1 protein-coding gene is annotated in these 488 nt (G+C 62.7%); it reads right to left on the bottom strand.

The features are described 5' to 3' along the window. Window positions 1-488 (bottom strand): hypothetical protein (locus ACG2LG_RS24215; protein WP_396263480.1); only part of this gene is annotated, 488 nt, incomplete at both ends.

Raw genomic sequence — 488 nt, 5'->3', positions numbered from 1 at the left:
TCGGTCTGCGGCTCGCTGTTGTCGTCGAGCAGCGCATCGGCAAAGTCCACCGCGTAGAAGTCCGAAGGACGTCCACCACCGGCCACCACCGACTGGCTCGGAACAGCGGCTCCGGCGTCGTAGCTGAAGATATTGCCAACCGTGATGCTCTGGAAACCGGGAGTCCCAGCCTGGGCAGGCTTCGTGCCAGCCTGCGCGTCGGTCGACTGGAAGTGACCGTCACTCGCGAACTCCGCAAGGTTGCCCATCACGTCGTGGATGATGGAGTTGCGCAGCGCACCGTTGAAGTTGTCGTCCAGGAAGATGCCGTTGTCCTTGCCGGCTCCCGACTGCGGACCATTGGCCACCGAACCGCCGATGAAGGTCGCGTTCCAGATCTGGGGCGCCGACGGAAGGGCCGCCGTGTTCCCAACCTTCGCCGCACCGTCGTTGGTGTCGATACCATCCCATTCACCACAGTTGTCGCCGTTGTTGTTCTGGATGACGAA

This window comes from Haloferula sp. A504 (assembly GCF_044385805.1).
In the GTDB taxonomy this organism is placed as follows: domain Bacteria; phylum Verrucomicrobiota; class Verrucomicrobiia; order Verrucomicrobiales; family Akkermansiaceae; genus Haloferula.
The sequence above is the reverse complement of the archived record's forward strand: the minus strand, read 5'-3'. Positions and strand labels throughout refer to the sequence as shown.